At 69.0% G+C, this 25103-nt stretch carries 27 protein-coding genes and 2 pseudogenes; 17 read left to right on the top strand and 12 right to left on the bottom strand.

Features of this window, described 5'->3' with window-relative positions:
• Nucleotides 1–79: 79 nt before the first annotated feature.
• The gene (locus AB0F86_RS13495) at nt 80–904 is read right to left on the bottom strand and encodes a glycine betaine ABC transporter substrate-binding protein (protein WP_356985581.1); all 825 of its coding nucleotides are present in this window, start codon (nt 902–904) and stop codon (nt 80–82) included.
• 226 nt (nt 905–1130) lie between these two features.
• Between AB0F86_RS13495 and AB0F86_RS13490 the strand changes: the two genes are divergently transcribed.
• A complete protein-coding gene (locus AB0F86_RS13490; RefSeq protein ID WP_356985580.1) occupies nt 1131–2051 on the top strand; it encodes an ABC transporter substrate-binding protein in 921 nt (306 codons plus the stop codon).
• A gap of 5 nt (nt 2052–2056) precedes the next feature.
• On the opposite strand, the gene AB0F86_RS13485 is transcribed toward AB0F86_RS13490, so the two are convergent.
• The 5 genes from AB0F86_RS13485 to AB0F86_RS13465 form a co-directional block, all read right to left on the bottom strand.
• Complete coding sequence (locus AB0F86_RS13485) at nt 2057–2266, bottom strand: Arc family DNA-binding protein (protein ID WP_181696520.1); 210 nt, start codon at nt 2264–2266, stop codon at nt 2057–2059.
• Nucleotides 2267–2351: 85 nt separating this feature from the next.
• On the bottom strand, nt 2352–3500 hold the full coding sequence (locus AB0F86_RS13480; protein WP_181696766.1) for an NADP-dependent malic enzyme: 1149 nt from the start codon (nt 3498–3500) through the stop codon (nt 2352–2354).
• A gap of 499 nt (nt 3501–3999) precedes the next feature.
• On the bottom strand, nt 4000–5538 hold the full coding sequence (locus AB0F86_RS13475) for an FAD-binding protein (protein ID WP_356985578.1): 1539 nt from the start codon (nt 5536–5538) through the stop codon (nt 4000–4002).
• A gap of 51 nt (nt 5539–5589) precedes the next feature.
• Nucleotides 5590–5856 carry a hypothetical protein gene (locus tag AB0F86_RS13470; RefSeq protein ID WP_225278791.1) on the bottom strand — a complete coding sequence of 89 codons (267 nt, stop codon included), beginning with the start codon at nt 5854–5856 and terminating at the stop codon, nt 5590–5592.
• A complete protein-coding gene (locus tag AB0F86_RS13465; RefSeq protein WP_181696523.1) occupies nt 5853–6707 on the bottom strand; it encodes a PHP domain-containing protein in 855 nt (284 codons plus the stop codon). The genes AB0F86_RS13470 and AB0F86_RS13465 overlap by 4 nt, the downstream gene beginning before the upstream one ends.
• Nucleotides 6708–6790: 83 nt before the next feature.
• Here AB0F86_RS13465 and AB0F86_RS13460 point away from each other — a divergent pair, with 83 nt between their 5' ends.
• Nucleotides 6791–7852: a magnesium and cobalt transport protein CorA gene (locus tag AB0F86_RS13460; protein WP_225279224.1), complete on the top strand. Its 1062-nt coding sequence runs from the start codon at nt 6791–6793 to the stop codon at nt 7850–7852.
• On the opposite strand, the gene AB0F86_RS13455 is transcribed toward AB0F86_RS13460, so the two are convergent.
• From AB0F86_RS13455 to AB0F86_RS13445, 3 genes are read right to left on the bottom strand one after another with little or no spacing between them, the layout of a single operon-like run.
• Nucleotides 7849–8430 (bottom strand): suppressor of fused domain protein, encoded by a 582-nt coding sequence (locus AB0F86_RS13455; RefSeq protein ID WP_084456740.1) that lies wholly within the window; start codon nt 8428–8430, stop codon nt 7849–7851. The genes AB0F86_RS13460 and AB0F86_RS13455 overlap by 4 nt on opposite strands.
• 4 nt (nt 8431–8434) lie before the next feature.
• A complete protein-coding gene (locus AB0F86_RS13450; RefSeq protein WP_067486041.1) occupies nt 8435–8929 on the bottom strand; it encodes a general stress protein in 495 nt (164 codons plus the stop codon).
• Between the two features lie 12 nt (nt 8930–8941).
• A complete protein-coding gene (locus AB0F86_RS13445; RefSeq protein ID WP_356985576.1) occupies nt 8942–9898 on the bottom strand; it encodes a CoA ester lyase in 957 nt (318 codons plus the stop codon).
• 32 nt (nt 9899–9930) lie between these two features.
• Here AB0F86_RS13445 and AB0F86_RS13440 point away from each other — a divergent pair, with 32 nt between their 5' ends.
• From AB0F86_RS13440 to AB0F86_RS13400, 9 genes and pseudogenes are all read left to right on the top strand, one after another.
• The gene (locus AB0F86_RS13440) at nt 9931–11244 is read left to right on the top strand and encodes a CBS domain-containing protein (RefSeq protein WP_181696526.1); all 1314 of its coding nucleotides are present in this window, start codon (nt 9931–9933) and stop codon (nt 11242–11244) included.
• Between the two features lie 46 nt (nt 11245–11290).
• Entirely contained in the window at nt 11291–11854 is a 564-nt protein-coding gene (locus AB0F86_RS13435; RefSeq protein ID WP_181696527.1) for a DUF1003 domain-containing protein, read from the top strand.
• A gap of 118 nt (nt 11855–11972) precedes the next feature.
• On the top strand, nt 11973–13361 hold the full coding sequence (locus AB0F86_RS13430) for a lytic murein transglycosylase (protein WP_356985573.1): 1389 nt from the start codon (nt 11973–11975) through the stop codon (nt 13359–13361).
• A 66-nt stretch (nt 13362–13427) separates the two neighbouring features.
• Nucleotides 13428–14288, top strand: coding sequence for a lytic murein transglycosylase (locus tag AB0F86_RS13425; RefSeq protein ID WP_356985571.1), 861 nt, complete (start codon nt 13428–13430; stop codon nt 14286–14288).
• Nucleotides 14289–14339: 51 nt separating this feature from the next.
• Nucleotides 14340–15476: an Mrp/NBP35 family ATP-binding protein gene (locus tag AB0F86_RS13420; RefSeq protein ID WP_225278786.1), complete on the top strand. Its 1137-nt coding sequence runs from the start codon at nt 14340–14342 to the stop codon at nt 15474–15476.
• A 50-nt stretch (nt 15477–15526) separates the two neighbouring features.
• A complete protein-coding gene (locus AB0F86_RS13415) occupies nt 15527–15847 on the top strand; it encodes a DivIVA domain-containing protein (RefSeq protein WP_356985569.1) in 321 nt (106 codons plus the stop codon).
• Nucleotides 15844–16476, top strand: coding sequence for a DNA-3-methyladenine glycosylase I (locus AB0F86_RS13410; protein ID WP_225278785.1), 633 nt, complete (start codon nt 15844–15846; stop codon nt 16474–16476). The genes AB0F86_RS13415 and AB0F86_RS13410 overlap by 4 nt, the downstream gene beginning before the upstream one ends.
• Before the next feature lie 82 nt (nt 16477–16558).
• Nucleotides 16559–16726 (top strand): DUF3117 domain-containing protein, encoded by a 168-nt coding sequence (locus AB0F86_RS13405; RefSeq protein WP_011211259.1) that lies wholly within the window; start codon nt 16559–16561, stop codon nt 16724–16726.
• Nucleotides 16723–16848 (top strand): annotated as a pseudogene (locus tag AB0F86_RS13400) (putative RNA methyltransferase); the annotation flags it as partial. The gene AB0F86_RS13405 and the pseudogene AB0F86_RS13400, both read left to right, overlap by 4 nt.
• A 167-nt stretch (nt 16849–17015) precedes the next feature.
• Here the strand turns inward: AB0F86_RS13400 and AB0F86_RS13395 are convergent.
• Nucleotides 17016–17309, bottom strand: coding sequence for a hypothetical protein (locus AB0F86_RS13395; protein ID WP_356985567.1), 294 nt, complete (start codon nt 17307–17309; stop codon nt 17016–17018).
• Nucleotides 17310–17328: 19 nt separating this feature from the next.
• Here AB0F86_RS13395 and AB0F86_RS13390 point away from each other — a divergent pair.
• A pseudogene (locus AB0F86_RS13390) lies at nt 17329–17892 on the top strand (methyltransferase domain-containing protein); the annotation flags it as partial.
• Between the two features lie 569 nt (nt 17893–18461).
• Here AB0F86_RS13390 and glgA read toward each other — a convergent pair.
• Complete coding sequence (gene glgA / locus AB0F86_RS13385) at nt 18462–19628, bottom strand: glycogen synthase (RefSeq protein ID WP_356986977.1); 1167 nt, start codon at nt 19626–19628, stop codon at nt 18462–18464.
• Between the two features lie 110 nt (nt 19629–19738).
• Between glgA and glgC the strand changes: the two genes are divergently transcribed.
• Nucleotides 19739–20956 carry a glucose-1-phosphate adenylyltransferase gene (glgC, locus tag AB0F86_RS13380; RefSeq protein ID WP_181696534.1) on the top strand — a complete coding sequence of 406 codons (1218 nt, stop codon included), beginning with the start codon at nt 19739–19741 and terminating at the stop codon, nt 20954–20956.
• On the opposite strand, the gene AB0F86_RS13375 is transcribed toward glgC, so the two are convergent.
• Nucleotides 20957–21595: an O-methyltransferase gene (locus AB0F86_RS13375; RefSeq protein ID WP_356986979.1), complete on the bottom strand. Its 639-nt coding sequence runs from the start codon at nt 21593–21595 to the stop codon at nt 20957–20959. It abuts the gene before it with no gap.
• Between the two features lie 274 nt (nt 21596–21869).
• Here AB0F86_RS13375 and sigE point away from each other — a divergent pair, with 274 nt between their 5' ends.
• The 4 genes from sigE to tatB all read left to right on the top strand — a co-directional run bounded on the left by sigE (nt 21870) and on the right by tatB (nt 24974).
• Nucleotides 21870–22538 (top strand): RNA polymerase sigma factor SigE, encoded by a 669-nt coding sequence (gene sigE / locus AB0F86_RS13370; RefSeq protein ID WP_225278783.1) that lies wholly within the window; start codon nt 21870–21872, stop codon nt 22536–22538.
• A gap of 62 nt (nt 22539–22600) precedes the next feature.
• Nucleotides 22601–22969: a hypothetical protein gene (locus AB0F86_RS13365; RefSeq protein WP_181696535.1), complete on the top strand. Its 369-nt coding sequence runs from the start codon at nt 22601–22603 to the stop codon at nt 22967–22969.
• Nucleotides 22970–22979: 10 nt separating this feature from the next.
• On the top strand, nt 22980–24518 hold the full coding sequence (locus AB0F86_RS13360; RefSeq protein WP_356986825.1) for a trypsin-like peptidase domain-containing protein: 1539 nt from the start codon (nt 22980–22982) through the stop codon (nt 24516–24518).
• A 33-nt stretch (nt 24519–24551) separates the two neighbouring features.
• Entirely contained in the window at nt 24552–24974 is a 423-nt protein-coding gene (gene tatB, locus AB0F86_RS13355) for a Sec-independent protein translocase protein TatB (protein WP_356986826.1), read from the top strand.
• Nucleotides 24975–25103: the final 129 nt, after the last annotated feature.

Raw genomic sequence — 25103 nt, 5'->3', positions numbered from 1 at the left:
TCACCCACGACGGCATCGCTCGTTGCCGCGTCGGTGACGACACTAGCGTTTTTGGCTCAGTGCCAATAGTTGATCCGGCTCAGAGACCGTGCGCGTTCAACCAGCCGCGCGCGGCGTCGGCGGGCGCTGTCCCGCCCTCGACCTGCCCGAGCAACTCGACCAGCCCCTCGGTGGTCAGCTCGCCCGCGACGTAATTGAGTTTCTTCAGCCGCGCACGGTCGAAGATGCCCGAGCGGAACAGCGCGAGGACGTTCTGCGTGCGCAGGTCGTAATTCTTGTCGTCGAGGACCACGAAATCCTCGATCGCCGCGACCGGACCCGACAGGACGGCGACCTGAACGTCCCCGTGGCGCAAGGCTTCGAAGAGTTGCGCCGAGGACGGATAACGCACCGTCGCGGCGAAGGAGCATCCCTCGATGCGTGGGGGTTCGGTGCGCGCGAGCCCCGGCACCTCGACGAAGCCGGCCGTGGCGTTTTCGCAGGTCAACGCGTCGACAGTGCGCACGTTGTCGCGGGCGGCGGCCTCCTGAGTGACCAGCAGTCGCGCGCGCAGGTCGGTGCCGTCGGCGGCGTCCGACAGCGACAGTCCCTGCGGCAGCGCCGCATTCACGGCCGCGCCGACGTCTTCGGGCTTGCGCGCCGAGGACGACGGATTCCATCGATCGAGCAGGGCGCCGTTGCGCGCGGGCAGGACGGCGATCCGACCGGCATCCAGATCAGCCACGGGCGCGGCGGACTCACTCACGACGGACGTTTCCATGCCCGTGCGAGCCAGTGCCTGGGCGTAGATCTCGGCGAGCACCATCGCTTCCGCCGAACCGTCGGCGCCGACCGTCACGACCGGGCCCGGTTCGTCACCGGCACAGGACGCGAGGGCGAAAACGCAGGTGGCGGCTACCAACACGGCCGCGCTCCGCCGCAGGGCGCCCGAGATCATCCGCCGACACCAACTTCCTGTCTTTGCCGTCAACCCCCGCAATTCGCCGCGACGCGGGGCAATATGAACACCCAGAATGTACCTGCGGCGTCCGCGTCGCACGCACAGCGCACTGCCCGCCTTTGCCGGAAGGACTCCAGTGAGAACCTCTGCACACCGACAATGTCGACCGGCACACCGCATGGTGGTGCGGATGGGCCGGATTCTGGCCGCCGCGGTGGCACTGGCCGCCGCGATGGTGGTGGCGTCGTGCGCCGACTCCGATCAGCAGCTGGCGCGCGGCGATTGCGCCAGTGACGAATTGATCATCGGCTCGGCCGATTTCGCCGAGTCCGAGACCGTGGCCACCATCTACTCCGAGGTGCTGCGGATCAACGGTTTCAAGGTGGCGACGAAATTCGATTTCGGAAATCGCGAGGCCTATCTACCCGCCGTCCGCCGATGCGTCGTCTCACTGGTCCCCGAATACACCGGAAACCTGCTGCGGTACTTGAACAAAGACGCGACCGCGACCTCCCCGGCCGAGGTGGACACCGCGCTGACCAGCGCGCTCGGTGAGGACCTCGCCATCGCCACCCCGGCCCCCGGTCAGAATTCCGACGCGGTCGTCGTCACCCGGGCGACCGCGCAGCGCTGGAACCTCACCACCATCGCCGACCTCGCACCGCATTCGGCCGAGACGACTTTCGCCGCCAAACCCGAATTCGCCGATCGCCCCGGCGGCCTACCCGGCTTACGCAAGAACTACGGCCTCGATATCAGCGCCCAGAATTTCGTCGCCATCGCCGACGAACCGGAGACCGTCCGTGCCCTGATCGACGGCCGGGTCACCGCCGCCGATATCTACACGACCTCACCGGCGATCATCCAGAACGACCTCGTCGTCCTCACCGACCCCAAGAACAATTTCGCCGCCCAGAATGTGGTCCCCCTCTTCCACGCCGCCAAGAAGACCGACAAAGCCGTCGCCGTCCTCGACGCGGTGTCGGCCGAACTCACCACCGCGGAACTGATTTCCCTCAACACCGCCGTCTCCGGCGCCGCCAAGATCGAACCCAAGGCCGCCGCCCTCGCCTGGCTCACCGCCCGCGGCCTCGACACCCCGATCGCCTAGGCGATTCAGTCGTCGCCGAGCAGCGCACGCAGATGCGGATCGTCGGCGAGCACATCCCGCATCCTCGCGCGTTCACGAGTCCGCTGGGCCTGGGCGTGAATCCAGTCCTGCACCGCCTGCACGACGGCCACGTTCACCGAGATTCCGTCGGCCTCCGCCGCGCCTGCCAGCTGGGATTCGACCTCATCGGGAAGCTGCACGGTGATCGTCTTCATCACCTCATGATCCCACCGCGCACAGGTGGACGACAGCGGCCCCGCTCCTAGGGGAGCGGGGCCGCTGTCAGTTGTGCGTTGCCGATCAGGCGACGCCCTCGCGGCGCGCGGCCTCGGCCACGGCCTCGGCGACGGCGGGAGCCACGCGCGGGTCGAGCGGGCTCGGGATGATGCGGTCGACGGCCAGTTCGTCGGCGACGACGTTGAAGATGGCGTCGGCGGCGGCGACCTTCATGCCCTCGGTGATGCGGCGAGCGCCCGCGTCCAGTGCGCCCTTGAAGACGCCGGGGAAGGCGAGGACGTTGTTGATCTGGTTCGGGAAGTCGCTGCGGCCGGTGGCCACGATGGCGGCGTACTTGGCGGCCACCTCGGGGTGGATCTCCGGGTCGGGGTTCGACATGGCGAACACGATCGACTCGGGAGCCATCGAGGCGATGAGTTCCTCGGGGATGGTGCCCGCGGACAGGCCGAGGAAGACATCCGCGCCGGCCAGGGCGTCGGCGGGACCACCGGTCAGGCCACGCGGATTGCTGCGGGCGGCCAGGTCGGCCTTCACGCCGTTGAGGCCGTCACGACCGATGCTCACGATGCCCTTGGAGTCGAGCACGACCACATCGGGAACGCCCGCGGCCAGCAGGATGTTGGCGCACGCCACACCCGCGGCACCGGCACCGGAGACGACGACCTTGAGCGCCGACATGTCGCGGCCCTGCTGCGCGGCGGCACCCTTGAGCGCGGCGAGCACCACGATGGCGGTGCCGTGCTGGTCGTCGTGCATGACGGGGCAGTCCAGCGCCTCGATGACGCGGCGCTCGATCTCGAAGCAGCGCGGCGCCGAGATGTCTTCCAGGTTCACCGCACCGAAGCTGGGGCGCAGGCGGATCAGGGTCTCGACGATCTCGTCGGGATCGGTGGTGTCGAGCACCAGCGGGATCGAGTTGAGGCCCGCGAACTTCTTGAACAGCGCGGCCTTGCCCTCCATCACGGGCAGCGAGGCGCGCGGGCCGATGTCGCCGAGGCCGAGCACGGCGGTGCCGTCGCTGACGACAACGACGAGACGATCGGTCCAGGTGTAGGTCTTGGTGAGGGCGGGGTCCTCGGCGATCGCGCGGCTCACCTGGGCGACGCCGGGGGTGTAGGCGATCGACAGGTCGCGCTGGGTCTCCAGCGGCGCGCTGAGCTCGACCGACAGTTTGCCGCCGAGGTGACCGGCGAAGATCTCCTCGTTGGTGATAGCAGCGAGGCTGGCTGCGTCATCGGCCTGGGGCGCCGCGGTGGCATTCGGTGCGTCAGTCACAGGTGACACGATTTCACTCCTGCTCGAGTCGGGCTCAACCGGGGGACGGTTACCGCCGGGTTTTTCTGAAAGCCGCGTTTATCTGGAATACGGGATACATGACGCTCATCGGGTGCGCGGCCGCCCGCGTTTCCGGACGGAACCGGATGCGGGGCGCGACACTGAACCGCGGAGCGGAGCCGGACGGGTGGTCCGGGCGAGCAAACGGGTCGACCTTCGGCCACGACGGTGCGTCGCGACGCGGACGGTCTCCAACATCCCCGAACCCGGCGGTGGCAAGGGAAGGGAATTCGCACCATTCTGCCAGCTCGGCCGACCGGTTGCCAAACCGGTGCGGCGTGTCAACGAGCTGGGCGTCATCCGTCGAGCGTAGCCGTGTCGAATTGCCGTGGAGTTAGCGAAAACTCGCAGCACCGGTGCGGTCACCGGTGAACAGTCACACCGTGACGGTGGTGTTCGCGGTGAGCTCGCCGCCGCGCGGGTCGGGCCGCTGCTCCGGGCGCACCCAGACCTCGTCGAGGCCACCACAGCGCAACCTGAGCCGCCACTCGGCCAGCACATCGGGATGGTCGATGCGCCGGTGGATGCCACGGCTCTCGGTGCGGGTGAGGGCGCTGTATCCGGCCCACCGGGCGACGGCGAGCAGAGCGGCGGCCTCGCGGGCGCGCAATCGCTCGGCACCGGTTCCGCCGAGCTCGAACCGGGCGCCGGGCCACATGGCGTCGAGTTCGGCGATGCTGTCGGTGAGGCTGTCGGCGCTGCGCCGGAAGCTGCGGCGTAGCGGCAAGGTGTGTTCCTGGACGAGTCCGATCACCGAGCGCGGGTCGATGTGAGCGTGTGGACCGAGTCCGGCTCCGGGCGCAGGCGGCAGGGCGACATCGTCACGGAAGGCGGTGGCCGCGCGGGCGGCGCCCTCCCCTGCCCAGCTACCCGAGGCGAGCGCCCAGGCGCCACGCAACCCGCCCGAGCACCCGGCAGCCCCGGCGACGACCTCACGACCGGCGACGCCGCCCGCGGCGAAGAGCCCGGGCACGGTGCTCGCACAGTCGGCGCCGGTGAGGGCCAGCCCGCCGGAGCCGCGCACGGTGCCGTCGAGCACCGCGCGCACCGGCACCCGGCCCGCCGCGTCGACCGCGCCTTGCCTGCGCAGCCAGTGCCCGACCACCTCGGGCACGTCGTCGAGCGCGGCGAACACCCGCCTGCCGTCGGCGATGGCGGCCAGCGCCGCGGACGTGCGCCCCGGCAGCTCGGACCCGGATTCGTCGTAGAACGTGGTGAAACGCACCGCGAGCCCACTGGCGATCGTGCGATGCGGGTGCACCCGGGCGAGCACCGGGGCCAGGACGTAGGCGCTGGAGAATTCCATGCCCGACAGCTCGGCACCGGTCTCCGCCGCCATCAGCAGGCCGTCGCCGGTGTTCACCTCGGTGCCCGCGCCGCCGGACCCGAACGCACAGCCGCCGGTGGCGACCACCACGGCGCCCGCACGAATCGTCCAGCGCTGAAAGTTGTTGTGCCGCTGCACCCCTGAGGCGCCGACCACCCGTCCCGAGCGATCGACGAGCAGGTGCAGGGCGGGGTGGTGATCGAGGATGCGCACGCCGGCTTCGAGGGCGCCGCGACGCAGTCGGCGCAGGTAACTCGCACCGTCGAACCGGATCCGTCGCGGGTCGGCGACCTGCCTGCCCGACCAGTTCCGCAACCGCTCGTGCGCCTCGTCGATGACGCGGTGCAGCCAGGCCGGGTCACCGAGACCACCGCCGCGCACCAGCGCGCGCTCCACGGCTTCGGCCCGCGCCTGACCAGGCGGTATGTCCCACACCGTGGTCGCACCGTAGACACCCGGGCCGCTCGAACCGCTTCGGCTCTTGTCGACCAGCACCACCCGCGCCCCGTGCGCGGCCGCGGAGACGGCGGCCCAGAGCCCGGCGGGTCCGCCGCCGAGAATCAGAACATCCGTCTCCAGGTTGCCCATACTGAGAGATATTCGGGCACAGTTCACCCTTCCGCAACCATTAGCGGACTGTCATCCCCACCACTGTGTCCACAGCAGGGCGCCGGTCGTCACGAACACGACGGCCGACCCGGCCAGAGCCGCCGCCCCGCGCCGCCGATCCGCGATGATCTGCGCCCCGACCACGACCACCGTCACCAGGACATGCCACGTCAAGGATTCGCCGCCAGGCCCGGGAAAGTCGCGGCGCGCACCGATCAGCGCGGCACCGACGACCACACACAGCAGCGCGACGACACCGCCCGCGACCACCCCGCTCAGCGCCCGGACCGCCGTCACGACGAGATCACCGGAACCCCGCTCGCCTTGCCGATCAATACCTCGAACTGTTCCGGATCGGTGCGGCAGGCGCCGATCTCGATGGTCTTGTTGCTGCCGTGGTAGTCCGACGACCCGGTGCGCACCAGGCCGAGCTCGCCGGACAGCTCGGTGAGTACCGCGCGATCGGCGTCGCTGTGATCGGGATGGTCGATCTCGAGGCCGGTGAGACCGAGCCCGGCCAGGTTCCTGATCTCGTCGAGCGCGAGCAGCCTGCCCCGTTTGCGGGCCCGCACGTGGGCGAGCACGCTCACCCCGCCCGCATCGGCGATGAGCTGCACCGCGCGCGGCAACGGCGTATCCACCTTCTCCGCGTAGTACGGCCCGTGCGGGGCGAGCAGGTCGACGAACGCGGCGTCGACACTGGCCACCACACCCGCCGCGACCAGTGCCCGCGCCAGATGCGGACGCCCCGCGGCCGGTCCGGCACCGGCCAGCACGGCCTCGGGGTCGATCGGCAGCCCGTCGGCCACCATCAACTCCGCCATGGCACGCACCCGTGCGATGCGCTCGGCCCTCAATCGTTCACGTTCCTCGGCGAAGCCGCGGTCGGCCGGGTCGAACAGGTAGGCCAGCAGGTGCACCGGAACGGGAAAACCGTCCTCCCCCATGCCCGTACACGACATCTCCATCCCGCGTACCAGTGTGAGTCCCGGCGGACGCGCCGCTTCTGCCTCGGCCCACCCGCCGGTGGTGTCGTGGTCGGTGATCGCGACGACGTCGAGCCCGGCCGCGGCGGCGTGGCGAACCAGTTCGGCCGGTGTGTCGGTGCCGTCGGAGGCGGTGGAATGGGTATGCAGGTCGATGCGCACACACTCAGTCTTACAGTGCGGTGTCGGCCGGTGTGCGGTCGTCGACCTGCCCGTAACATCCGGATGTGCCTTCCTTCCCGTCACTGCCGAACTTTCACAAGACGGGTCGTGCCGCGACGACCGCGCGGCCGCGGGTACCGGTGCCGACCGCGCGTGCCATCGTCGACTGCGGTGTGTACGTCGACGGCAAGCGGTTACCCGGCCGCTTCACCCCGCAGCAGGCGCTGGCGGAGGCGCGCGGCACCGACTCGGGCTTCGTCTGGGTCGGCCTGCACGATCCCGACGAGACGCAGATGAACGACATCGCCGAGATCTTCGGGCTGCATCCGCTGGCCGTCGAGGACGCCGTGGTCGGCCGTCAGCGCCCCAAGCTGGAACGCTACGACGACACGCTGTTCCTGGTGATGCGCACGGTCAGCTACGTGGAACACGATATGCACGCCATCAGCGAGATCGTGGAGACCGGCGACATCATGGTCTTCACCGGCCCGCATTTCGCGATCACCGTTCGCCACGGCGAACACACCGGCCTGTCGGGCGTGCGAAGGGCACTCGAGGGTCATCCCGATCAGCTGCGGATGGGTCCGCCCTCGGTGCTGCACGCCGTGGCCGATCACGTGGTCGATTCCTACGTGGAGACAACCGAATCCATCGAGGAGGACGTCAACGAGATGGAGGAGGCGGTGTTCACGCCGAACTCCAAGGTGGGCATCGAATCGATCTACCAGCTCAAACGCGAGGTCGTCGAGCTGCGTCGGGCGGTGTCACCGCTGGGCGTTCCGCTCGAGCGGTTGGTGAACAACCAGGACCTGCCGGTACCGACCGAATTCCGGCGCTACATGCGCGATGTGGCCGACCACCATGTCAGCGTCAACGAACAGATCGCCTACTTCGACGAGGCGCTGAGCAGCCTGGTCAACGCGGCGCTGGCCAAGATCAGCGTTCAGCAGAACACCGATATGCGCAAGATCTCGGCGTACGCGGCCATGGCGGCGGTGCCGACCATGATCGCGGGTGTGTACGGCATGAACTTCGACTACATGTGGGAACTGCACCAACGGTGGGCTTATCCGGCGGTGGTCGCGCTGATGGCGGTGCTGTGCGCGTTGCTGTTCCGCAGTTTCCGCCGCAACAAGTGGCTCTAGAGGTTCACCGCACCGCGTCCGGGATCGCGTACGTCGATACCCGCCTCGGCCCACGCGTCCCGTAATGCCTGCGCGCCGCGCACCCGCACCCAGGCGGCCTCGGTGGCGGTCACCGGGGTGACGCTGAGGTAGCGCACCGGTTCGGCCGGTTCGGGCAGCACGATCTCGGGCACCTCGCTCTCACCGAGCAGCACCGCGGTGAAAGGCCCGTTGTGCCACAACGGTTCACCGAGATCGAGCAGCGCGTCGGCTTGCAGCACAACACCTTCCACCGACGGCGTGGCGACGAGCACGCCGAGTGAACGGACCAGGCCCGCCTGCGGCCCGGCGGCGGCCAACAGCGTGAGCACGAGTTCGGCGCGGGGGCCACGGACCGGATCGGCGAGCAGGTCGGCCGGGTCGCCCATCGGATGACGCGAGCCGCCCAGCGTCGCGTAGTGCACCACACCGTCACCGGGGATGCGCAGGATCTCGATCGGTTCCAGCCCGAGGAACGTCACCGACGCTGAGTCCACACCGGCACGCTCGACCTCGTAGTGGTCCAGCACCGCGGTGCGGACCGAATTCACCACATCCATTGCGTCACAGCGCCAATCGGGCCAGCATGTCGCGGGCGCGTTCGGCGGTCTTCGGGTCGCACAGCACGTCGTAGCGACCGGCGACCAACTGCATGGTCGACGCGAAGTCGCGCTGCCCCTTGGTCGCCGCGTAGGGAATGGACGTGGTGATGACACCGAACACGATGCCGCCGAGCAGACCGACGACCAGTGGACCGAGCGCCCCACCGGTGGTGGTGAACAGGCTCAGCAGCAGGCCGAGGAACAGGCCGAGCCAGGCGCCCGACACCACACCGCCACCGATGACCTTGCCCCAGGTGAGCCGGTACAGCACCCGCTCCACCTGCATCAGGTCGACGCCGACGATGGTCACGTCCTGCACCGGGAACTGGTTGTCGGCCAGGTAATCGACCGCGCGCTGCGCCTCGGCGTAGGTCGGATACGACCCGACCGGCCAGCCCGACGGCGGCGTCGGCAACGCCTGCCGCCCGCGGTTCGAGTTGCCCAAGGGATTCGTCATAGTCCCATTCTGCTATTCCTGGCCGGGTTGTGGCGGAGTGAAACGGGTGGTCCTGCTCATTCCGGCGGCGCGGCCCTTCTCGGCTATGACCTGTGCCATCTTGGCGGAGGCCTCGTCGATCATCTCATTGCCGAGCATCACCGCGCCACGAGCACCGCCGGCGGTCGAGGTGTGGAAGGCGTAGGCCTCGAGGATCAATTCGGCGCGGTCGTAGTCCTCCTGGCGCGGGCTGAAGATCTCGTTGGCGGCGTCGATCTGGTCCGGGTGCAGCACCCATTTGCCGTCGAAGCCGAGCGCGGCGGTGCGCGCGGCGGCCCGGCGGAAGCCGTCGACATCGCGAACCTGCAGGTAGGGACCGTCGATGGCCTGCAGGCCGTGGGCGCGGGCGGTGAGCAGGATGGTCATCAGGATGTGGTGGTAGGCATCGCCGGTGTCGTAGCCGGGCGGCTGTTCGCCGACGACGAGGGTGCGCATATTCAGGCTCGCCATGAAGTCGGCGGGACCGAAGACCAGGGCCTGCACACGGGGGCTGGCGGTGGCGATCTCGTCGATATTGCGTAGGCCCATGGCGTTTTCGAGCTGCGGTTCGATGCCGATGCGCCCGACCTCGAGCCCGCACACCTTCTCCAGCTGGGTCAGCAGCAGATCCAGCGCCCGCACCTGGCCCGCGTCGGTGACCTTGGGCAGCAGGATCGCGTCGAGCTCACGGCCCGCGCCCTCCACCACCGTGATGACGTCGGCGTAGGTCCATTCGGTCGTCCAGTCGTTGACCCGGACCACCCGCAGCTGCTCGCCCCAGCCCGGTTCGTGCAGGGCGGCCACAATATTGGCGCGCGCCGACACCTTCGCTTCGGGCGCCACCGCGTCCTCAAGATCGAGGAAGACCTCGTCGACCGGCAGTCCCATCGCCTTGTGGATCATCTTCTGGCTACTGCCTGGCACGGCGAGCACCGAACGGCGGGGCTTCATGGGAGCACGCTCCTTACTACTAGCCTGAGGTCATGGCAACCACCAGGGTGTACGTCGCCCGGCTCGCCGGCCTGACAGTGCTGGGTCCGGACGGCGAGTCTATCGGCCGGGTCCGGGACGCGGTCGTCGCCGTCCGGTTCGGGCGGCAACCGCCGCGCGTACACGGCCTGGTCGTCGAGTTGCCCACGCGCCGAAGGATTTTCGTGCCGATGCTGCGGGTCACCGCGATCGAGCCGGGCGTGGTGACGCTCAATACCGGAACCGTGAGCCTGCGCCGGTTCGCCCAGCGTGCGGGCGAATTGCTCGCGCTGGCCCAGATCGTCGACACCCGGGTGCACGTGCACGACCCGGACCTACCCGATCTCGAGGACGTGGACGTGTTCGTCGCCGATCTGGGCATCGAGCAGACCCGCACCCGGGACTGGGTGGTCGGCCGGATCGCGGTGCGCGGGCACCGGCGGATCGGGCGCAGGCGGACGGTGCATGTGGTCGACTGGTCGTCGGTGAGCGGCCTGACACCGGCCGCCGTCGGCAGGCCGGGCCAGGATGTCACCGCGCTGCTGGCCCAATTCGAAGGGCTGCGCGCCGCCGACGTGGCCAACCGGTTGCGCGAACTGCCCGAGAAGCGCCGCGTGGAAGTGGCGATCGCCCTCGACGACGAACGCCTCGCCGATGTGGTGCAGGAACTGCCCGACGACGACCAGGTCGACCTGCTCGGCCACCTCGAGGTCCGGCGGGCCGCCGACGTGCTCGAGGCCATGGACCCCGACGACGCGGCCGACCTGCTCGGCGAACTGCCCGAGAGCGAAGCCGAATCGCTGCTCGCCCTGATGGATCCCGAGGAGTCCGAACCGGTGCGCAGGTTGCTCGCCCACTCCCCCGACACCGCGGGTGGCCTGATGACCACCAAACCGGTCGTCCTCAGTCCGTCGACCACGGTCGCCGAGGCGCTGGCCCGCGTCCGCGATCCCGACCTCACCCCCGCCCTGGCCTCCATGGTGTTCGTCGTCCGGCCGCCCACGGCCACCCCGACCGGTAACTACCTGGGCTGCGTGCACATCCAGCACCTGTTGCGCGAGCCGCCCGCGCACCTGGTGGGCGGCATGGTCGACACCGACCTGGCCGCCCTGACCCCCGAACTGCCGCTCTCGGCCGTCACCCGCTACTTCGCCACCTACAACCTGGTCTGCGGGCCGGTGATCGACGACGAGAACCACCTGCTCGGGGCGGTCACCGTCGACGACGTGCTCGACCATCTGCTGCCCGAGGACTGGCGCGAAGAGGAGACCCCGCCGCTCGAACAGACCGAGCCGACACCGATCGACACCGACGGGAAACCGGCATGAGAGGTCAGCGCCTCGAGGCATCAGCGGAGCAGCCGAAAGGACATGCGTGAGCGAGAAGAACCTGGCCCGGCAGCGGCTGGAGACACCGGGCGGTACCCGGCTGCGTTTCGACTGGGACTCCGAGGCGTTCGCGCGCAGCAGCGAGCGGGTTGCCCGGTTCCTCGGCACCGGGCGTTATCTGGCGATCCAGACCATCATCGTCATCGTCTGGATCCTGCTCAATGTCTTCGTGGTGGCGCTGCGCTGGGACCCGTACCCGTTCATCCTGCTCAACCTGGCCTTCTCCACCCAGGCGGCCTACGCGGCGCCGCTGATCCTGCTCGCCCAGAACCGCCAGGACAATCGCGACAAGGTCTCGCTCGAGGAGGACCGCACCCGGGCCGCGCAGACCAAGGCCGACACCGAGTTCCTCGCCCGTGAGCTGGCGGCGCTGCGCCTGGCCGTCGGCGATGTCGCCACCCGCGACTACCTCCGGCGCGAATTGGAAGAGATCAAGGAAATGCTCGACGGCGCGCCGAAGACGGAGGCGAAGCGAAAAGGCGCCCGCAAGAAAACCTCCGGTCAAACGCCGTCTTCGCCCCCGGTTTCGCCAGGTGCTCCAGATGAGTAACCGGAAATGCTCTGTAAGTACCTGACCGATGGGTAACCTGGATCACGTTGTTCCGGGCGGGCCGGAGGGGGGACTCTGCGGCGCCGCTGCTTCGACGTAAAGGGTTGGTGTGGCCGCAATGCGAATCTCTGCTCCGATAACTATGTCGGCCCTTGTCGTCGCGGGACTCGTCGCGTCGGGGTCGGCCGCGCACTCGTCGAACCCGAGCACCGCGCCGAGCGCGCCGGAGGCCCTGCTCGCCGCGAACAAGAGCACCACCGACCACAAACCCGAGAGCGATCCGTCCGAAATCGTCGGCCTGCTACCGGTGACCCAGGAGGCGCCGCGCAAACTCCGCGCGCTGAGCCCCTCGGCCAACAGCCTGGCCCCCTTCGCCGGAACCGTGCCGCTGCAATCGATTTCACTACCTCCCGGCAGCGGTACGCTCGGCATCCCCGAGATCGTGCTCGCCGCCTACCGCAATGCCGAACTGGCCATGCAGACCGCCCAGCCCGGCTGCGGGCTCACCTGGAACCTGCTCGCGGGCATCGGCCGCATCGAATCAGGACACGCCAGCAGCGGTCGCACCGATGCCGCGGGCACCACGACCACACCCATCTTCGGACCCGCGCTCGACGGGACCCTGCCGGGTAACGAGATCATCAAGGAGGCCGACGGCGGCTTCGTCCGCGCCGTCGGGCCCATGCAGTTCCTGCCGAGCACCTGGGCGCACTACTCGGCCGACGGCAACGGCGACGGCGCGGCCGACCCGCACAACGTCTTCGACGCCGCCCTCGGCGCGGCCAAGTACCTGTGTTCCGGCGGGCTGAACCTGCGCGACGCGGCCCAGGAACTGCGTGCCGTCCTGCGCTACAACAACTCGATGTCGTACGCGGCCAATGTGCTCAGCTGGTCGGCGGCCTACCGCACCGGCGGTGCGCCGAGCCAGGTGTCGATCTCGCCCGACATCGTGCCGCCGGGTAGCGCGCCGACCGTCGCGCCGAACGTGCTCGCGGCCGACACACCCGTCACGGCGGCGCCGCCGTCGACGACGAACCAATTGCCGCCCAACACACCGAAGGTCACCACGCCGACCCAGGTGATGATCACGCTGCCCGGCCTGCCACCGATCCCCTGCGGCATCTTCTGCCCCGCGCCGGTCGCACCCGCGCCCGAGGTGTGTGTGAACGAGCCGCTGCCCGCGCAGATGCCCGACCCCATCGCGCCCGCACCGCAGACGTTCGGGGCCGAGGTGCAACAGAATCCGGCACCGCAGGATCTGGCCGCCGCTCCCCCGCAGCCCGGTGAGCGCACCGAACAGGCGGCGTGCACGCCCGCGGAACAGCCCGCGCCCGCCGAGGCACCGGCACCGGCACCTGCACCTACTCTGGAGAAGACTCCGGAGCCGGGTATCGCCCCCACCGAGGAGCCCGCGCCGCCCGCCGCTCCGGCACCGGCGCCGCAGCCCGGAATCACGTTGCCGTTCAACATCGTTATCCCGCTGCCGCCCGCTCCGCCGGCCCCCTAGAAATCAAACCGAAATTCAGATCACGGAGGGGTAACAAAAAGGTCTCGGGTGCGGTAATCTCGGCTCATGGGTCGTCATCGTAAACAGCCTGCAACGACGGTTCGACGTAGTTCGATCATCGCGCTCACCGGTTTGGTTCCGGCCGGACTCGTGGCCGTCACCGCCGCCGCCACCGACACGACCACCGCCGAAATGGCGGCCGTGGAGCACGATCTGCCCGAGCTCGACACCGAGACCGGCCCCGAGTTCGCCGCCGCACCGCAGGCCGAGGTCGCCGAGGTCGTCCACGCCGAGGCCAAGCAGTCGCGGTCGGCCACCCCCGAGGTGAAAACCGTTGCGCTGCCCGGCGATCGGGCCGCCTCCGATCTGCCCGCCGGGCCGCTCGGCATTCCCGGCATCGCGGTGGCCGCGTACCAGAACGCCGAACAGCAACTGGCCGTGGAGAATCCGCACTGCGGCATGTCGTGGTCCCTACTGGCGGGCATCGGCCGCGTCGAATCCACCCACGCCTTCGGCAAAGCCGACGCCGACGGCAACCCGATCAAGGCCGTCTACGGTCCCGTTCTCGACGGCAGCCTGTCGGGCAACAACGTCATCCACGACAGCGACGGCGGCACCCTCGACGGCATCGATGGCTACGACCGCGCCATCGGCCCCATGCAGTTCCTCCCCGAAACCTGGGAGCGCTACGCCGCCGACGGCAATGCCGACGGCATCGCCGACCCGCAGAACCTCTACGACGCCGCCCTCACCGCGGGCAAGTACCTCTGCGACGGCGGCCTGAACATGCGCGACCTGTCCCAGCAGTCCAAGGCGATCCTGCGCTACAACAACTCCATGGCCTACGTCGCCAATGTGATGGCATGGTCGGGCTCCTACTCCAGCGGTCTCGCCCCCAAGCCCCAAGACCTCCCGCGCATCCACTGAGCACGCGCCCCACACCCGGCCGGGAAACCGGTGCAGCCTAATATCGGACATATGGCAGTGATTACGGAAGCGGATGTGCGGGCGGCGCTCGCGAAGGTCGACGATCCGGAGATCCGCAAGCCGATCACCGAGCTCGGCATGGTCAAGAGCATCGCCATCGCCGACAGCGGTGACGTACATGTCGAGGTGTACCTCACCACCTCGGGCTGCCCGCTGCGCACCGAGATCATCCAGCGCGTCACCAAGGCCGTCGCCGACGTGCCGGGTGCCGGCGCGGTGACCGTCGACCTCGACGTGATGAACGACGAACAGCGCACCGAACTGCGCAAGTCGCTGCGCGGTGACTCCGCCGAACCGGTGATCCCGTTCGCCCAGCCCGGCTCGCTCACCCGCGTGTACGCGGTGGCCTCCGGCAAGGGCGGCGTCGGCAAGTCCAGCGTCACCGCCAACCTGGCCGTCGCGCTCGCGGAACGCGGCCTGTCGGTCGGTGTGCTCGACGCCGACATCTACGGTCACTCCATCCCGCGCATGCTCGGCACCGACGCCCGGCCCACCCAGGTGGAGCGGATGATCATGCCGCCCGTCGCCCATGACGTGAAGATGATCTCGATCGCCCAGTTCACCCAGGGCAACACGCCCGTGGTGTGGCGCGGTCCGATGCTGCACCGCGCGCTGCAGCAGTTCCTCGCCGACGTGTTCTGGGGCGACCTGGACGTGCTGCTGCTCGACCTGCCGCCCGGCACCGGCGACGTGGCGATCTCCATCGCCCAGCTGATCCCGAGCGCCGAGATCCTCGTCGTCACCACCCCGCAGATCGCCGCCGCCGAGGTGGCCGAACGCGCGGGTGCCATCGCCCTGCAGACCCGTCAGCGGATCGCGGGCGTCGTCGAGAACATGTCCTGGCTCGACCTGCCCGACGGCTCACGCATGGAGCTCTACGGTTCCGGTGGCGGCCAGGTGGTCGCCGACCGCCTCACCCGCGCCGTCGGCTCCACCGTGCCGCTGCTCGGCCAGATCCCCATCGAGCAGGCCCTGCGCGAAGGTGGCGACGCGGGTACGCCGATCGTGCTCTCCGATCCGGAGAATCCGGCTGCCGTCGCCCTGCGCGGCGTCGCCGACAAGCTCGCGATCCGCAAGCGCGGCCTGGCGGGGATGTCGCTCGGCATCGACACCACCCGCCACCTCTGACCGCTCCCGCTGATGCGGGACTTGTCGGTGGGTTTGCCTAGTCTGGGAGCATGCTGACGCTGCTTCTGTATGTGCTCATCGTCGGGTTGGTCGCGGCGATGTTGTTTCTCGTCGCCAGTGCGGTGTTCGGCCGGTCGGAGGAGCTCGGGCCGTTGCCGCAGGGCACCACCGCGACCGTGCTGCCCGCCGAGAGTGTCACGGGGGCGGATGTGCGGGCGTTGCGGTTCCAGCAGGTGGTGCGCGGTTACAAGGCCGGTGAGGTCGACTGGGCGCTGGGGCGGTTGGCCGAGCGCATCGACGAACTCGAGTTCGAGTTGGCGCAGATGCGGCAGTGGCAGGCGCAGGTGGCAGCGGGCCAGGAGCAACGGTGAGCGAGTTCGTCGACGACGGGCTGGTCCGCTGCGACTGGGCGACCGGCTCCCAGCTCTACCGCGATTACCACGACCACGAATGGGGCAAGACCCTCCACGGCGACGACGCCATGTTCGAGCGGCTGTGCCTCGAGGCGTTCCAATCGGGCCTGTCCTGGATCACCATCCTCCGCAAGCGCCCGGCCTTCCGCGCCGCCTTCGCCGACTTCGAGATCGCCAAGGTCGCCGAATTCGACGACACCGACCGGGCCCGGCTGCTCGCCGACGCCGGGATCGTCCGCAACCGCGCGAAAATCGACGCGGCCATCACCAACGCCCGGGTTGCTCGCGACCTGCCGACAGGCCTCGACGAGCTGGTGTGGTCGTTCGCACCCGAGCCACGCCCGAGGCCCGCGACCATCGCGGATGTGCCCGCCACCACACCCGAATCCATTGCTCTGGCAAAGGAATTGAAGCGGCGCGGCTTCGCTTTCGTCGGCCCGACCACGGCCTACGCACTGATGCAGGCGACCGGCATGGTCGACGATCACCTGGCCGTTTGCTGGGTGCAAGCCGTACCGAAAGGAACCGACTCCGGAGTCAGATTTGCTACTCAGGTGTCCGCCCGAGTCGGCAATAGGGAAGAATAGGACCGGTGTGGCCCGCCGAACACCCGGCGGACCAGAGAACAGTAGTGCGCACTCCACCGCGCAGATCTGGAGGGAGCAGAGGATGGCGGCCATGAAGCCCCGTACCGGGGACGGTCCCCTCGAGGCAACCAAGGAAGGTCGTGGAATCGTCATGCGGGTTCCACTCGAGGGTGGCGGGCGTTTGGTCGTCGAACTCACACCGGACGAGGCAGCTGCCCTCGGTGACGAACTGAAGAGCGTCACCAGCTGACAGCCCTGACCGAGGTCGCCGCACTCCTGGCCTGCCCGGAGTGCGGCGACACCCTGCAGCCCGGCGCAGGCGCACTGCGGTGCGACAACCGGCACAGCTTCGACATCGCCCGCCAGGGTTACGTCGGCCTGCTCACCGGCGCCTCGACAAAAATGACCGGCGACACCGCCGCGATGCTCGATGCCCGCGCGGATTTCCAGAGTGCGGGACACTTCGCGCCGATCGCGGATGCCGTCGCCCAAGCTTTCCGCTCCGCGCACCCGGCCGGACACACGCCGTCCGCGGCTCGTCAGTTCGACACGCTGGGCAATGCGCGGCCGCAAGGCACGCCCACGTTGCCGAGCAGCACCGCATCGCCCGGCAGCTCCGCATCGCCCGGCAGCTCCGCATCGCCCGGCAGCTCCGCATCGCCCGGCAGCTCCGCATCTCCGGGCAGCTCCGCATCGCCCGGCAGCACCGCATCGCCCGGCAGCACCGCATCGCCCGGCAGCACCGCATCGCCCGGCAGCACCGCATCGCCCGGCAGCACCGCATCGCCCGGCAGCTCCGTATCCCCGGACCGGCCCGCATCGTCGGCCGACACCGGGCCGCTGGGGGGTGCGGTGCTGGAGATCGGGGCCGGTACCGGGTACTACCTGGCCGAGGTCCTCGAGGCGCACCCCGGTCTCCTCGGCATCGCGCTCGATGTCGCGAAGCCTGCTGCTCGTCGCGCGGCTCGTGCGCATCCACGGCTCGCGTCGATCCTGGCCGACGCCTGGCGTGGTCTGCCGATCCGCGATGACGCTCTCACCGGGGTTTTGTGCGTCTTCGCGCCACGAAACCCCGGCGAGGTCGCGCGTGTGCTCGCGCCCGGGGGGCGGTTCGTCGTCGTCACGCCTACCCCGCGGCATCTGGGCGAGTTGATCGAGCCGCTGGGTATGGTTCGCGTCGACCCCGATAAGGAGCGTCGGCTCGACGACGCGCTGTCGGGCACCTTCACTCGCATCGATCACACTGTGGTCGAATTTCCTATGAAGCTGTCGCGTGGCGACGTCACCAATGTGGTCGCCATGGGACCGTCCGCCTTTCACACCACCGTCGGGGACGACCCACGCATCGCCGGCCTCGCCGACATCACCGAGGTCACCGCTTCGGTCACCGTTGCGCGGTACGCACCTGTCGGCTGAGCGCGGATAACACCTCGGTGTTTTGTGCACCACGGGGGTATTGGGCTGTGTTTTTGGAGCGCTGGCGCACTCGAGCGCGGCCCCTGAGGGGCCGCGCGAACAGCGCTCGAGACTTGCGCTTCGCGCGTGCACTTCGAGCGCTGTTCGCGCGGCCGGGCCGCTGCGCCGCTTCGCGGCGGACCCTCCTCGAGGTCGGGTCGGGCGGGGCTGGGAATGCGGTCATGGCGGACTTAAGTGGTGCCGTGCGGCTGTGAAGGCGGTAGTGGCGGACTCGAGTAGTGCCGTGCGGCTGGGCAATGCGGTAGGCGGCGGACCCGAGTGCTGTGTGGGCTGGAGTGCGGTAGGTGACGGACTCGAGTGGTGCCGTGTGGGCTGGAGTGCGGTAAGTGGCAGACCCGAGTGCTGTGTGGGCTGGAGTGCGGTAAGTGGCGGACTCGAGTGGTGCCGTGTGGGCTGGAGTGCGGTAAGTGGCAGACCCGAGTGCTGTGTGGGCTGGAGTGCGGTAGGTGACGGACCCGAGTGGGGCCGTGTGGCTGGGATGCAGCGAGGCGCACGCGGCGCGGAGGCTCTCAGCGGATGACTTCGCGATAGACCTGCACAGTCTGTTCCGCGATCCTCGCCCAATCGAACTCCGCGATGGCTCGCGCGCGGCCTGCCTGCCCGTAGCGCGTCGCCAGTTCGGCGTCGCCTGCCACCGCGTTCACCGCGTCGGCGAGTGCGTGTTCGTAGTCACCCGAGGCGACCGGGTCGTAGTGCACCAATCGCCCTGTGACACCGTCGGCGACCACTTCCGGGATCCCGCCTACGTCCGAGGCGACGACGGCGGTGGCGCAGGCCATCGCTTCCAGGTTCACGATGCCGAGGGGTTCGTATACCGACGGGCAGACGAAAACTGTCGAGGCCGTGAGGATTTGACGCACCTGTTCGGTGGGGAGCATCTCCTTCACCCAGAACACATTGCCGCGCTGGTTTTGCAGCTCGTCGACAGCGGCGGCCACTTCCTGCTCGAGTTCCACCGTGTCCGCCGCGCCGGCGCACAGTACCAGTTGGATGTCAGGGTCGAAATCGGCTGCGGCGGCCAGTAGGTGGCCGACACCCTTTTGGCGGGTGATACGGCCGACGAACGAGACGATCGGCAGATCAGCACGTACGCCGAGGCGGTCGAGCACCGGTTGCTCGGAGCCGGTGGGGGCGCCCGGATGCCACACGCCCGCGTCGATTCCGTTGTGCACCACGTGGACCCGGCCGGGGTCGATGGCGGGATAGGCGTCGAGGACGTCGTGGGCCATGCCCTCGCTCACCGCGATCACGGCGTCGGCCTGTTCCATGGCGTTGCGTTCCGACCATGACGACAAGCGGTACCCGCCGCCGAGCTGTTCGGCCTTCCACGGCCTGCGCGGTTCGAGCGAATGCGCGGTGAGCACGTGCGGAATGCCGTACAGCGCACCGGCGAGATGGCCGGCCAGGCCCGCGTACCAGGTGTGCGAATGCACCACGTCCACCGCGCCCACGGCGTCGGCCATCCGCAGTTGGGCCGACATCATCTGCAAGGCGGCGTTGGCGGCATACAGCTCCGGATCGGGCCGGTGTACCACCGCGCCCGTGCGTGGCGCGCCCATGCAGTGCACGGTGACCTCGCACAGCGCGCGCAGCCGCGCGGTGAGCTCGGTGACGTGCACGCCCGCACCGCCGTACACCTCGGGCGGATACTCCCGGGTCAGCATGGCCACCCGCAACGGATCCGCGATCGCTGATTCCCCGTCGGTGCCATCACTCACGGGTCCAAAGTTAGACGCTCGGGTCGACATGGGCCACCGGGTGGGCCCGGGGCCTGTACTTTGACAGGGTGAGGAGCCAGCCGCACGTACTCGGGATCGTGCTCGCCGGTGGCGAGGGCAAACGACTGTTTCCGCTCACGGCCGACCGCGCCAAGCCCGCGGTTCCGTTCGGTGGGGCCTACCGGCTGATCGATTTCGTGCTCAGCAACCTGGTCAACGCGGGATATCTGCGCCTGTGCGTCCTCACCCAGTACAAGTCGCATTCGCTGGACCGCCACATCTCCCAGACCTGGCGGCTGTCGGGTTTCACCGGTGAGTACATCACCCCGGTGCCCGCCCAGCAGCGGCTCGGACCGCGCTGGTACACCGGCAGCGCCGACGCGATCATGCAGTCGCTCAACCTGATCTACGACGAGGACCCCGACTACATCGTGGTCTTCGGCGCCGATCACGTGTACCGGATGGACCCGGAACAGATGGTGGCCAGCCATATCGCCTCGGGCGCGGGCGTCACCGTCGCGGGGATCCGGGTGCCGCGCAGCGAGGCGAGCGCGTTCGGGTGCATCGATTCCGACGAGTCCGGCCGCATCACCCAGTTCCTGGAGAAACCGGCCCATCCGCCCGGTACCCCGGACGACCCGAACATGACCTTCGCGTCGATGGGCAACTACGTGTTCACCACCCGCGTGCTCGTCGACGCGATCCGCGCCGACGCGGAGAACTCCGATTCCGATCACGATATGGGCGGCGACATCATCCCGTCGCTGGTCGCGGCCGGGCAGGCCGCCGTCTACGACTTCGCCGACAACGACGTACCGGGCGCCACCGCTCGCGACCGGGGCTACTGGCGCGATGTCGGCACCATCGACGCCTTCTACGAGGCGCACATGGACCTGGTCTCGGTGCACCCGGTGTTCAACCTCTACAACAAGCACTGGCCCATCCGCGGCGCCGCCGAGAACCTGCCGCCCGCCAAGTTCGCGCGTGGTGGGCTCGCTCAGGAGTCGATCGTCGGCGCGGGCTCGATCCTGTCGGCGGCCACCGTGCGCAACTCGGTTCTCAGTTCCAACGTGATGATCGACGACGGCGCGACGGTGGAGGGCAGCGTGCTGATGCCCGGCGTGCGCATCGGGCGTGGCGCGGTGGTCCGCCACGCCATCCTCGACAAGAACGTGGTGGTCGGCGAGGGTGAGATCATCGGCGTGGACCTGGACCGCGACCGGGAACGATTCGCCGTGAGCAACGGCGGGGTCGTCACCGTCGGCAAGGGCATCTGGGTGGGGTGACTACCCACGCGATGCGCAGAGCAACCCGTCGCCGATGGGGATGAGCACGCTGGTGAGCTCGGGATTCTCCGCGATCGCCCTGGTCGCGGCACGCACCGCCTGGGTGGCCGGGTCGCGCTGGGACTGATCGGGGACGCGCCCGCCGAGCAGCGCGTTGTTCAGGATGAACGCACCGCCCTCGCGCAGTAATCGCACACTCTGCTCCACGTAGAGCGGGTGTTCCATGGGCGAGGCGTCGACGAACACCAGGTCGTAGGCGCCGTCGGCCAGCCGCGGCAGCACATCGAGAGCACGGCCGTTGATGAGCCGGGTGCGCGCGGGCGCGATCTCGGCGGTGCGGAAGGCCTCCTTGGCGGCCCGCTGATGCTCGGGTTCGGAGTCGATGGTGGTGAGGGTTCCGTCCTCACGCATGCCGTCGAGCAGCCACAATCCGCTCACACCCGCGCCGGTGCCCACCTCGACGACCGAGCGGGCGCCGAGCATCTGCGCGTACATGCTCAGCAGCGCGCCGACCGAGGCGGGCACGGGCGCGGCGCCCAATTCGGTGGCCCGCTCGCGCGCGTCGAGGAGGACTTCGTCCTCGACGACGGACTCCTCCACATAGGCCAGGTTCCGCTCCACGTTCGATGCCACAGCTATGAGGCTATGTCACCGACCGGGTATGTGTATTCAGCGAAGGCGCCCACGCGGGGTGAGTGTCGGGGTGCGCCAGGATTCTCAGGCGCCACTCAGGGTCTCCACACGTGCCCCATATCGCGACAGGAAATAGTTGCCACACCAGCCGATCGCGGCGGGTACGAGACGCGGGAACAACCGCAGACATCCGGCGGTTGTTTCTGACAAGACAAGGTCCGCTGACCCGGACCGGTTCGGTTTCGTGCCGGCGGTCCCGAGTAGGAGGTGTCCCATCCCGATGGTAGACACGGCGCGTTCCGACGCCACACTGCCCGCCCAGACCCTTCCCACCGACTTTCCGCCGTCCGTCGAGGACGATCTCGATGCCGAACTCACCGGCACCGCGGCTTTCGACGCCACCGGTGACCGCACGGTGATGCCGTCGTGGGACGAACTGGTCCGCGAGCACGCCGACCGGGTCTACCGCCTCGCCTACCGGTTGTCCGGCGACGCCCAGGACGCCGAGGACCTCACCCAGGAAACCTTCATCCGGGTGTTCCGTTCCCTGCAGAGCTACCAGCCGGGCACGTTCGAAGGCTGGTTGCACCGCATCACCACGAACCTGTTCCTCGACATGGTCCGCAGACGCAATCGCATCCGCATGGAGGCCTTACCCGAGGACTACGACCGGGTACCCGCCGAGGGACCGACGCCCGAGGACGCCTACCACGACTCCCGCCTCGACCCGGACCTGCAGAAGGCGCTCGACGCCCTCGCGCCGGAGTTCCGCGCGGCCGTGGTGCTGTGTGACATCGAGGGCCTGTCCTACGAGGAGATCGGCGCCACCCTCGGCGTCAAGCTCGGCACTGTGCGCAGCCGCATCCACCGCGGACGCCAGGCACTGCGCGACTACCTTGCGCATAATGGAACTGAGCAGCGATACTCCGCTGACGCCTACGCAGGGTGACCGCCGCGAGCGGCCACACCCGGCCTGGTCGGGTTGATGTCGGTCGGAAGGAAGAACTCCGCATGAGCGTGGATCCAGCATCCTCAGGTCGCACACCGCGCTTTCAGCCCACCGAGCATCTGGCCAGCGAGGCGATCGCGGCCTACGTCGACGGCGAACTGCGCATGAACGCCTATCTGCGTGCCGCCCAGCATCTCTCGGTGTGCCCCGAATGCGCCGCCGAGGTCGAGGCCCAGCAGCAGGCGCGGATCGCGCTGCGCCGGGCGGGCGAAATCGCCGTTCCACGCAGCCTGCACGACAGCCTCAGCCGCATCCCGCTGGCCGAACTGCCCGCCGCCGCACCCGAACCTCCCCGCCGTAACGAGGCATTTCTCGGATTCCTGACCGATTCGTTCCCCGCAGCCCGGTGGACTACGTGGCGGCGCAAGTAGAGTCACGGGCGTGACAGGCGAATCGACGAATCCCGGATCGACCGACAACTCGGATTCGGCGGCGTCACGGGGGAATCTGCGGCCCTCCGACGCGCCGACCCTCGGCCCGCGTCCGGTGTACCGGCCGCACATCGACAGCCATACCGCGCACGCGTTCCGCCGCCCGAACGGCCAGACGGGTTCGTTCGCCCCGCACGACCCGATGCGCGGCGGCAAGCGTTCCGACGACGGCGAACTGGTCGATCGGCGGCCGCCGGACGGTGTACTCGCCGAGGCGTTCGCCCGCCCCGACGGCTCCGACGAACTGTTGCAGCGCGAACCCGATTCCGGCGAACGCAAGATCGTCGTCGCGGGTCCGGTCGACCCCTGGCGTGACCCGGCCGCAGGCGCGCGCCTCGGCGGCCCGGCGATCGAGACACCCGAACCCGCCCCGCTGCCTGTCGCACCCAAATTGTCGGCCCGCGAGGTGCTGTTCGGCTCCCGTGTCGCGCCGAAAGCGCTGGCTCTGCTCGCCGTGATCGCGCTCGGTATCGCCGTAGTCGGTGGGCTGGTCGGGCGGATCACCGCCGAGACCGCGTCCACCCTCACCTCGCGCAAGGTCACCCTCCAGCAGAGCGAGAGCTCCGATTCCCCGCACGGCAAGATCGCGGCTGTCGCCGACGCGGTGCTGCCGTCGGTGGTGTCGATCCAGGTCATCATCGGTGACGGCGGACCGTCCGGCTCGGGGGTCGTCCTCGACGCCGAGCAGGGCTACATCGTCACCAACAACCATGTGATCTCGGCGGCGGCCACCGACAAGTCCGGCAACGCCAAGATCCAGATCGAATTCTCCGACAACACCCGGGTGCCTGCCCAGATCGTCGGGCGCGATCCCAAGACCGACCTCGCGGTGCTCAAGGTCGACGCCGACAACCTCACCGAGGCGAACCTCGGCCGCTCCGACGACGTGCAGGTGGGCGACGACGTGCTCGCCATCGGTTCGCCGCTCGGCCTGGAGAAAACCGTTACCTCCGGCATCGTCAGCGCGCTGCACCGCCCGGTGAGCCTCGGCGGCGAGGGCACCGACACCAATGCCGTGATCGACGCGGTGCAGACCGACGCCTCGATCAACCCCGGTAACTCCGGCGGCGCCCTCGTCGACATGGACGGCAGGCTGATCGGCGTCAACACCGCTATCAAGAGCAACACCGGTAACTCGGTGGGTCTCGGGTTCGCCATCCCGATCGACGTGGTCACCTCCATCGCGCAGACCCTGATCCGCGACGGCAAGGTCAACCATCCGCAGCTCGGGCTCAGCGCCCGCACCAAGGCCGTCGCCAACGAATTGCGCAGCGGCGCCGCCGTGGCCGACGTGGTGGCGGGCGGACCTGCGGCCAAGGCGGGCATCGTCGAGGGCGACGTGATCGTCAAGGTCGGCGACCGTGTCGTCGAGGGTCCCGACGAACTGGTCGTCGCGGTGCAGTCGCACAAGATCGGCGAGCGGGTGAACGTGCAGTTGATCCGCGATGGCAGGCAGGTGGACGTGCCTGTCACCCTCGAATCCGACTGAGCTGCGACGACGCGCGCCGGGTAACCTGGGATCGTGTTCAGCAACATCGGGTGGAGCGAGATGATGATCCTGCTCGTCGCCGCCCTCGTGATCCTCGGCCCGGAGCGCCTGCCCGGGGCGATCCGCTGGACCACGTCGTCGCTGCGTCAGGTGCGCGACTACGCCAGCGGGGCCACCTCCACGCTCAAGCAGGAACTCGGCCCGGAGTTCGACGAGCTGCGCAAACCGCTCGCCGAACTCAACAAGCTGCGCGGGATGACACCGCGGGCCGCGGTCACCAAGCACCTGCTGGGCGGCGACGACTCGGTGCTGCGCGATCTCGAGAAGGCCGTGCCGGACCGCAAGGAGCTGTTCGGCACGAGCAGCGGAATGCCCGGCAGCGGGCCCTCGTTGTCGAAGGCGCCGAAGCCGTTGGAGCACAACGAGCGGCCGCCGATCGACTCCGACGCCACCTGACACCGGCGAACAGACCACACGGTCGTCATTTGCCACTCGATCGCGCGTAGCGCCGATGTCCGCGCCGACCTCGCCGTCTTTGTGGTTGCCGACAGGCATACCTCGATCGGCGTTGTGCGCCAAGACATT

This window comes from Nocardia sp. NPDC023733 (assembly GCF_040639775.1).
GTDB classification, from domain to species: Bacteria; Actinomycetota; Actinomycetes; order Mycobacteriales; family Mycobacteriaceae; genus Nocardia; species Nocardia rosealba.
This window is presented reverse-complemented; position numbering and strand designations above follow the sequence as displayed.